The following is a 9263-nucleotide window of genomic DNA, read 5'->3' as shown; positions in this document are numbered from 1 at the left end:
TTGAGATTTTCGGCGTCCTTCCGAAAAGCTCAAAGTGACGCCCACAGCGAGCTCACCCCGAATTTCGCAGCGCAAGCCGTGGCTAAACTATTTTTTACCCCACCAACTTACTCCACAGCCCCACACGTCGTCCAACGAAATCAGCGCTCAACAGTCACCGCGCCTTGTTATCTCAGATTAATATCAATATAATAAGAACGTGTACCTGAAAAACACTAGAGAAGGTGAGTCAGATCGTTACATTGAATGACGTGGCAAAATCAGCAAATGTTTCCAAGATGACAGTTTCCCGAGTGATCAATCATCCCGAACAAGTGACGGATGAACTTAAGCAATTGGTTTTCAAGGCGATGAATGAACTGGATTATCATCCCAATTTGGCCGCTAAAGCCTTGGCTGCCAATGCGACTAGGATCATCAAGTTGGTGATTTTGGAGAAAGTCGACACAGTCGAGCCCTATTACGCGACGCTCTTGATGGGAGTGGCTCAATTTCTAAACGCGCATCAGTACGCATTGCAAGTGGTGACCCAGAAGAACGCCGATATTGGTGAGTGTGATGGCTACATCATTACAGGTGCCCGTAACGATGACTTCACCTGGATCCAGGAGTTGCGGAAACCGGTGATTTTGTATGGTGAGAATCGCCATCACTATGACTTTGTTGATTCCGATAATAAATACGGTACCTTTTTATCCACCGGCGCGGCGATCAAAGATGGCTATGACCAAATCATTTTCTTGGGGATTGAATTGAAGGAATCCTTCGAATATTCCCGTGAACGGGGTTACATGGATACCATGCAAAAATCTGGGCTGCAGCCACAAATTATTCGTTTCGGCAATCATTCTTCAGAGTCGCAACAATATATTGAAGATCATTGGCATGAATTTAAGCCCAATACTTGTTTTGTTTGTTCTAGTGATCGTTTGGCGATCGGCGTGGAGCGGGGGATCCAACGCATGGGTGGCGCGATTCCAGAGGATTTTGGGATCACCGGCTTTGATGGGGTTTTCTTGGATCAGATCGCGGAGCCAAAATTGACCACGGTCAAGCAGCCCGTGATGGCCATGGGCAGTAAAATCGCCGAATTATTGATGCAAAAAATCAATCACGGCGTCACCACCAATGACCAAAGCCCCGAACGCGATCGCACTGAGGTGATGTTCTCACCGGAGTTGATTCGCCGCAATACCACCCGCAATTATCATTTAAATTAAATCTGATTACTTGCTTTTTGGAGTCCATTGTTACGTAACAATGGACTTTTTTGTTGCCATTTGGCCACGATCCGCTCCCTTGAACATGGGGAAGTAGAGCAGCATGCTGACTAAAGTGGTCGGGCAATTGCAGATCAGATCATGGACTGAAGGTCACGTAAAACCGCCGATTTGACTACCATTGCTCGGCTCGTCGGCAAGAACGTTTAGGCAAATAGGCTAATGTTTTGGAACTGCCCAGACCGGTTCGTACTCTGGGCGTTGGCGGTCTGTTTGCTCGTTTGGCGGAAGGTCGGGCTGGGGGTGAGTCAGCCGCGAGATTATTCTTGGCGGCTCTGCCGCCTAGAATAAGGTCGAGTTTTGAGATTTTCGGTGCACTTCCGAAAAGCTCAAAATCGTGCCCGCAGCGTTCCACCACCCCCAGCCCGACCTGGAGCCTCACTACATCTGCCTGCTGGGGCGGCGTAGGCCGCGGACATAATTGAAACGTGCTACGCGCAACTGACTGCTGTGCTTAACTACGCTAGGCTTCCGGAGGTGAAAACCGGCCTCCAAAATCCTAGCTAGGTTAATGCTCGCAGTCAACCCGTTGCGCTCCGCACTCTTTTGAAACGTGTTGCGCGCCCCAGCTTCCTGCGCTTAGCTACGTCAGGCTTCCGGAAGCAAAACCCAGCTTCCAAAATCCTGACTAGGCTAATGCTCAGAAGCTAATCGGGGCGCTCCGCACTCTTGTTCCCCTGTTATGTCAATGTTCTGGCGTCTGATACACGGTCAAACTTGTTACCGATAACATCGGCTAGAAAGCTTGTTGTTTCGGCAGTTCTTCCATAAGATAGGCAGTGGAAGTATTGCAGTTCCACGCTCGTTTGTAGCTTTTTCAGAAAGGAACCGACTTATTATGAAGCAATGGTACGAAAACGCGATCATTTATCAGGTCTATCCTCGCAGTTTTCAGGATAGTGACAATGATGGCCTTGGTGATCTGCAAGGCTTATTAGATCGCTTAGATTATATCAAGTCGTTAGGGGTCAATACGATTTGGTTGAACCCGGTGTTTACCTCACCACAAGTTGATAATGGTTATGATGTTTCCAATTATTTCACGGTTGATCCACATTTCGGCACGATGGCGACCATGGACGCGTTGATCCAACGGGCCCATGAACTGGATCTCCACATTTTGCTGGATTTCGTGCTCAATCACACCTCGGATCAACATCCTTGGTTTCAAGACGCGCTGAAAAGTCCAAAGAGTCTATTTCACGACTATTATATTTGGCAAGACACGCCCAACGGCCAGGTGCCGAACAATTGGGGTTCCTTCTTTGGCGGTTCGGTTTGGGAACAAGTGCCGGCCGAACCCAATACGTATTATTTCCACCTTTTTGACAAGCATATGCCTGATTTGAATTGGGCCAATCCAGAAGTACGGCAAGCGATGATCGAGGTCGCTAAGTATTGGGTGGAAAAAGGCATTGACGGCTTACGCTTAGACGCGTTCATTCATATTGCTAAGGCGGATCTAGGCCAGAATTTCCCGACGGATCAGACCGGGCCAGTGATTGCGGAGCCAATGTACGCCAACTTGCCCAATGTTGTGACCTATTTGCAAGAATTCATTGATGAACTGCGAAAAATCAACCCAGACCTGTTCATTCTTGGTGAGGGCGCTTCGGCGGATCCAGCGTTGGCGGCGCTTTATACGCGGACTAACCGGGGCAGTGCTTTGTGCGACGCCATCGTTAGTTTCCGCAATTTGCCGAAACAGGCGGTTCCTGCGCCGAAGTTAACGGCGGCGGTCAAGTTGCCCCTAGCTGAGCAACTAGATACGGCGGCGTTACCAGCCAGTATCGTGCAATGGCAGACCGCGTTGGCGCAAACGACCCAACCAACTTTGTATTTCAGCAACCACGACTTGCCGCGAATGGCCACCGTTTATGCTGATCGTAAATTTGAAAGTCGCAGTTTGAAGACCTTGGCCACGATGCAGTATTTGCAACGGGGTATCCCGATCATTTATTATGGCGAAGAATTGGGGCTGCATAACGCGGAACTGGCCCGCGCGACAGCTTTCCAAGACCAAATGACGACCACCTTGATCGATCAGGTTCCTGAAGCGGAACGGCCAGCTGTCTTGCAGTATTTGTCTGGTTTGCACAAAACCCCGGCGCGTCAGGCGATGCCATGGGATGACAGTGTCCATCAGGGCTTTTCGGAGCACGAACCTTGGTTACGGACGCAACCAGCGCCGATCACCGTGGCGGCTGCTGAGGCGGATCCAGACAGTATTTTAAATTTCTACCGGAAGTTGTTCCAGTTGAAGCAACAGCCGTTGTTCGCCACTGGTAAATTCAGGTTGTTGTTGGTCAAAACCGCCGGCCTAATTGTTTATCAACGACAATTAGGACAAAAGAGTGCCTTGGTCTTGACCAACTTGACCAGCGAAACGGTCACTTACCAAAATGACGATTGGCTGAACGCCGACATTACCTTCACGGTAGGTCAAGTGACCTTAGATGAAAACTCCTGGCATTTGGCGCCTTGGTCAACCTTGGTCTTGCAGCAAGATCAAGTAGCTTGGCCGGCCGAATAAAATAAGCGCAACAATCAAATCAAGAAAGTAGGTTATTGAATTTATGGAAGCAGCAGCAATTTATCACCGCCCAGATAGTGAGTTCGCCTATTTATATCAGCCAGACGACTTTCGGGTGCGTTTACGGACCAAACGCGACGATGCTCAAGCTGTCGACTGTTTTTATGGCGACCCTTATGATTCCGAGAAGGGGCAATGGCCTTACGAAACGATCGCGATGAGTAAAATCGCCAGCACCGAGGCCCATGATTATTGGGAAGCCGCGTTAGAAGTGCCCCACAAGCGGGTCCAATATGATTTCCGCGTTGTCGGCACGGATGGCTCGGAATTATTGTATGGCGATCGGGGCTGTTTTCCGTTTGACCCTAGTCTGATCGGTGGTGGCGGCAATCCATTCCGACAGCCGTATTTCCACGAGATCGATCGTTTTCAGGAACCAGACTGGGTGCGCCACACCGTGTGGTATCAGATTTTTCCAGAGCGGTTCGCTAATGGCGATACCAGCAATGATCCTGCTGATGTTAAGCCGTGGGATAGCACGGTCAGCCCCGGACGGACTGATTATTATGGTGGCGACCTTCAGGGCATTCTTGATCATCTCGATTATTTACAGGATCTGGGCATCAATGGCCTCTATCTCTGCCCGGTTTTCAAAGCCTATTCTAACCACAAGTATGATACGATCGACTATTTGGAGATCGATCCTGACTTTGGCGATAAAGAAGTCTTCCAGAAATTAGTGGCTGCAGCGCATCAACGGGGCATGAAAGTCATGCTGGACGCGGTCTTCAACCATATTGGCGATCGCTCCGTTCAATGGCAGGATGTGTTGACGAACCAGTCTAAATCTCGTTTCGCCAACTGGTTCCACGTCAATAAATTCCCGATCAGTTACCAAGAAACCACTGACTTCGAACACGCCAACGAATTAAGCTTCGACACCTTCGCTTATACCCCACATATGCCTAAGCTGAATACCGCTAATCCAGAAGTTCAAGCCTATCTTTTGGATGTGGCGACTTATTGGATCAAAGAATTCGATATCGACGCTTGGCGGTTGGACGTGGCCAATGAAGTCGGCCATCATTTCTGGCGCCAATTCGCGGCGGCTTGCCATGCGGTCAAACCTAATTTTTATATTCTGGGTGAGGTCTGGCATTCTTCCCAACCTTGGTTGCAGGGCGATCAATTCTCAGCGGTGATGAATTACGCCTTTACGGAAACCGTGATCAAAGGCCTGGTGGATAAAAGTTTACAACCGACACGGATGGTCGCCGGTTTGAACTACCAACGGATGTTGTATCAACAACAAGTCAATGAAGTCATGCTGAACACCTTGGATTCCCACGATACGGCGCGGCTATTGACTTTGTGTCAAGGTGACAAAGCGCTGTTACGGCAGACCGTGGCGTTCACCTTCCTGCAAGAAGGTGAGCCTTGTATCTATTATGGTAGTGAAGTGGGGATGGACGGCGGGAATGATCCCGACTGTCGCAAGCCAATGAATTGGGACCCAGCCACTCAGGACCAAGAATTGTTTGCTTTTTACCAGAAGTTGATCAAATTCCGGTTGCAACACGCCGATTTGATGACGCAAGGCGCGTTGACTTGGCAAGTCGTTGATGATGATCAAGGCTTAGTCAAAGTCGTGCGCGATGATGGGGCGACTTTTGTTACAGGTATCTTCAATTTAAGCGGACAAGCGCAAAAGATCGGGGCGCTCCAAACCGCGGATTCAGTGGTTCTTAGTCAAGGTTTGACCAACGACGAATTGGCCGCTTCAGGTTTTGTGATCAGTCAACGCTAAAGTTGGCTTAGGTTTTCTGTTATCGGTAACATTGATTTATCGCTTGCTAAAGCCCTTACAAGAAACCATAATGTGGTTGTAAGCGAAATCAATAAATTACGTTTCGAGGAGGAAACAAGTAATGAATTTGAAGAAATGGCGTTATGTAGGTTTAGCTGCTTTGACTGCCACGGTTGCTTTATCATTAGCTGCTTGTGGTAATTCATCAAGTAGTGATAAGAAATCGGCAACGAGTTCGGAATCGAAGACTTTGACGATTTCCGTTGATAAGGGTTATAAGAAGTATGTCAACAAAATCAAGGGTAAGTTCGAAAAAGATAACAATGTGAAGATCAAGATGGTCAACAAAGATATGTTGGATCAACTTGAAGCTTTACAATTGGATGGGCCTGCTGGTAAAGCGCCAGATGTCATGATGGCACCATTCGACCGGGTCGGCGGATTAGCGCAGCAAGGTCAAGTCGCGGAATACAATCCAGTTTCAGGTCGCTATGCGTCAACTGGTGAAGATGCCGTTAAGTATGATGGCAAGCATTATGGCGCGCCAGTGACGATCGAATCGATCGTCATGTACTATAACAAGAAGTTGATCGACAAAGCGCCAACCACTTTTGATGAGATCGAAGCGATCAGCAAAGATTCCAAGTTTGCTTATGAAAATGACAAAACTAAGAACGTTGGTTTCTTAGCGCAATGGACGAACTTCTACATTAGCTATGGTGTCTTCAAGGGTTACGGTGGTTACGTTTTCGGCGATGACAACTCAAATCCTAAGAAGATCGGCTTGAACAACGCTGGCTCTGTTGAGGCATTGGACTTCATGACCAACTACTTCAAGAATGTTTGGCCTAAAGGGATGCAAGATATTCAAGCAAACCAGAACTTCATCGACGATCAATTCACCAAGGGTAAAACCGCAGTTGTCATCGATGGCCCTTGGAAGGCATCTTCTTATAAAGAAGCTGGCATTGATTATGGCGCTACTGTTTTACCTACTTTGCCAAATGGTAAAGATTATCAAGCCTTTGGTGGTGGCAAGTCTTGGGTCGTTTCAGCTTATTCTAAGAACCAATCATTAGCGAAGAAATGGTTAGACTATGTCTCAAATGACGCTAACCAGAAGACCTTCTTCACGATGACTGCTGAAATCCCAGCTAACTTAAAAGCTCAAAACGCTGCTAAGGAAGACGGAACTGAATTAACGACTGCCGTTATCGAACAATTCAAGAAGGATGATCCATTGATCAACTTGCCTGAAATGTCTGAGGTTTGGGACGCAGGTCAAACAATCGTGACTAACGCAGCTTCTGGCAAGATGACTTCAAAAGAAGCCGCTGATGCTGGTGTCAAAGTTATCAAACAGAAGATTGAACAGAAATACGGCAGCAAGTAGGCCGCTAGATTGAATTTAAAATGTCGATGGCGACGTACCATCGACATTTTACATAACGGAAAGGAAGGGACCAGTGATGACTGATCCACAAAAGCAAGACCCCAGAAAAGCAAAATTGCTCTCGATTATTCCTGGGTTGGGGCAATTTTATAATCACCAAGTCCTGAAAGGCTCGATCTTCTTAGTGCTCTTTCTAGCGTTTGTCGCTGAATTAGCGCTGGCCGGTGTCCGTCAGATCGTGAATTTGATTACCTTGGGTTCAACCCCAATGATGGATAACTCGCTCTTTATGATGATCGAAGGGACGTTGCAGATCCTTGTATTAGTTGTCGCGATCATTCTTTACGCGGCCAATATCTATGACGCAGGTAACATCGCCAAGCAGGCCAACGAAGGTAAGCAGCCATCGACCAGTTTGGTTCAGATGATCAAAAACATCGGAGATGGCGGCTTCCCATACCTATTCTCGATCCCAGCTTATTTCTTAATGCTGTTTATCATCGTGTTCCCAGTGCTGGTTACTTTATTCATCGCCTTTTCAAACTATGACTTTCTCCATGTTCCACCTGCTCATCTGTTGGACTGGGTCGGCTTCAAGAACTTCACCTCATTGTTCTTCCTAAGCAGTTACCGCCAAACTTTCAACGCGGTCTTCGGCTGGACGATCATTTGGACGGTCGTGGCGACAACACTACAATTGTTCTTGGGAATTTTCACGGCGATCGTAGCAAATCAGGACTTTATTAAATTCAAACGTGCTTTTGGGGTCATCTTCCTTTTACCATGGGCAGTACCTGCCTTCATCTCGATCATGAGCTTCTCCAATATCTTCAACGATTCAGCTGGTGCGATCAATGTTCAGGTCATTCCTTTCTTCAATAAGATCTTGCCATTCTTGCACATGTCCTTACCAGCGTGGAAGACAGATCCATTCTGGACGAAGATTGCGATCATCATGATCCAAGGTTGGTTGGGCTTCCCTTATATCTATGTAATGGTCACCGGGATCCTCCAAGCGATTCCCGAAGACTTATATGAAGCAGCCACATTGGATGGCGCTTCCGCGATTCAAAAATTCAATCACATTACGGCGCCAACGATTTTTACGGTGGCCGCACCAATTTTCATTACGCAATATACAGGTAACTTCAACAACTTCTCAATGATCTATCTGTTTAACAGTGGTGGTCCTGGAGATGTTGGTGGCGGTGCCGGTGGTACTGATATCTTGATTTCATGGATCTATAAATTAACGACGGGTCAATCACCACAGTATTCGATCGCCGCCGCGGTTACCTTGTTGATCTCGGTCATTGTCATTGGTGTTTCCATGATCGTCTTCAAGAAGACGGGCGCATTTGATTTAGGAGATGATTAAGATGGCGCGTAGACAAAAGAAAATCAATGAGAAATCAGCGATCCGTAATCGACGGGTCAAGCATTTCTTCACCTACCTATACATGGTCATTCTGGCGATCATCATTATCTATCCGTTACTGATCACCGTCAGTTCGGCCTTCAAACAAGGTAATGTGCAGTCCTTTACCTTGGACTTCAACTCCAAATGGACCCTGATCAACTTTAAACGTCTGTTCACGGAGACCCTTTATGGGACCTGGTACAAGAATACGGTCATCATCGCCTTCTTCACGATGCTGATCCAAGTCGCGGTCATCACGCTGGCCGGTTATGTATACAGTCGTTACCGCTTCATCGGGCGGCGTTTCAGCTTGATGTTCTTCATCATTATCCAAATGGTCCCAACCATGGCCGCTTTGACTGCCTTCTATGTCATGGCCAATATGCTCAATGCCTTGGACCATTACTGGTTCTTGACGTTGATCTATATCGGCGGTGGAATCCCAATGAACACTTGGCTGATGAAAGGCTACTTCGATTCCGTTCCGTATGACTTGGATGAATCGGCCAAACTTGATGGCGCCGGCAACTTCCGCGTCTTCTGGCAGATCGTTTTGCCGCTGGTCAAGCCAATGATCGCCGTTCAAGCTTTATGGGCGTTCATGGGACCATTCGGCGATTACATCATGTCCAAGTTCTTGCTTCGTTCTGACGAGCATTTGACCGTTGCGGTTGGCTTGCAGCAGTTCATTACCAATACCCGTGATCAACAAGTTGTCTTGTTCGCGGCTGGTGCGATCTTGATTGCCTTACCAATCAGTATTTTATTCTTCTACTTGCAAAAATACTTCACTAGTGGTTTGCTATCAGGTAGTACTAAAGGATAAACCC

At 47.5% G+C, this 9263-nt stretch carries 6 protein-coding genes; all 6 read left to right on the top strand.

Going from position 1 to position 9263, the window contains the following annotated elements; genetic code table 11:
* The first annotated feature begins 233 nt into the window (after positions 1-233).
* The 6 genes from OCU21_RS09040 (at position 234) to OCU21_RS09015 (ending at position 9259) form a co-directional block, all read left to right on the top strand.
* Positions 234-1220 carry a LacI family DNA-binding transcriptional regulator gene (locus OCU21_RS09040; protein WP_261807088.1) on the top strand — a complete coding sequence of 329 codons (987 nt, stop codon included), beginning with the start codon at positions 234-236 and terminating at the stop codon, positions 1218-1220.
* A gap of 898 nt (positions 1221-2118) precedes the next feature.
* Positions 2119-3813, top strand: a complete 1695-nt coding sequence (locus OCU21_RS09035) for an alpha-glucosidase (RefSeq protein WP_261807085.1) — start codon at positions 2119-2121, stop codon at positions 3811-3813.
* Positions 3814-3856: 43 nt separating this feature from the next.
* Positions 3857-5620 carry a glycoside hydrolase family 13 protein gene (locus OCU21_RS09030; protein ID WP_261807084.1) on the top strand — a complete coding sequence of 588 codons (1764 nt, stop codon included), beginning with the start codon at positions 3857-3859 and terminating at the stop codon, positions 5618-5620.
* A 121-nt stretch (positions 5621-5741) separates the two neighbouring features.
* The gene (locus tag OCU21_RS09025; protein ID WP_261807083.1) at positions 5742-7013 is read left to right on the top strand and encodes an extracellular solute-binding protein; all 1272 of its coding nucleotides are present in this window, start codon (positions 5742-5744) and stop codon (positions 7011-7013) included.
* 73 nt (positions 7014-7086) lie between these two features.
* Positions 7087-8391 (top strand): carbohydrate ABC transporter permease, encoded by a 1305-nt coding sequence (locus tag OCU21_RS09020; RefSeq protein WP_373875481.1) that lies wholly within the window; start codon positions 7087-7089, stop codon positions 8389-8391.
* Position 8392: 1 nt separating this feature from the next.
* The gene (locus tag OCU21_RS09015) at positions 8393-9259 is read left to right on the top strand and encodes a sugar ABC transporter permease (protein ID WP_373875480.1); all 867 of its coding nucleotides are present in this window, start codon (positions 8393-8395) and stop codon (positions 9257-9259) included.
* Positions 9260-9263 lie beyond the last annotated feature (4 nt).

It is taken from the genome of Lapidilactobacillus luobeiensis (genome assembly GCF_024345205.1).
GTDB lineage: Bacteria > Bacillota > Bacilli > Lactobacillales > Lactobacillaceae > Lapidilactobacillus > Lapidilactobacillus luobeiensis.
Note: the sequence above shows the minus strand (reverse complement) of the source record. Positions and strands in the feature narration are given on the sequence as shown.

Excerpts from the sequence above, each read along its gene's own strand:
- OCU21_RS09030 (WP_261807084.1), top strand. The coding sequence starts at position 3,857 with ATGGAAGCAGCAGCAATTTATCACCGCCCAGATAGTGAGTTCGCCTAT.
- OCU21_RS09015 (WP_373875480.1), top strand. The coding sequence starts at position 8,393 with ATGGCGCGTAGACAAAAGAAAATCAATGAGAAATCAGCGATCCGTAAT.
- OCU21_RS09025 (WP_261807083.1), top strand. The coding sequence starts at position 5,742 with ATGAATTTGAAGAAATGGCGTTATGTAGGTTTAGCTGCTTTGACTGCC.
- OCU21_RS09035 (WP_261807085.1), top strand. The coding sequence starts at position 2,119 with ATGAAGCAATGGTACGAAAACGCGATCATTTATCAGGTCTATCCTCGC.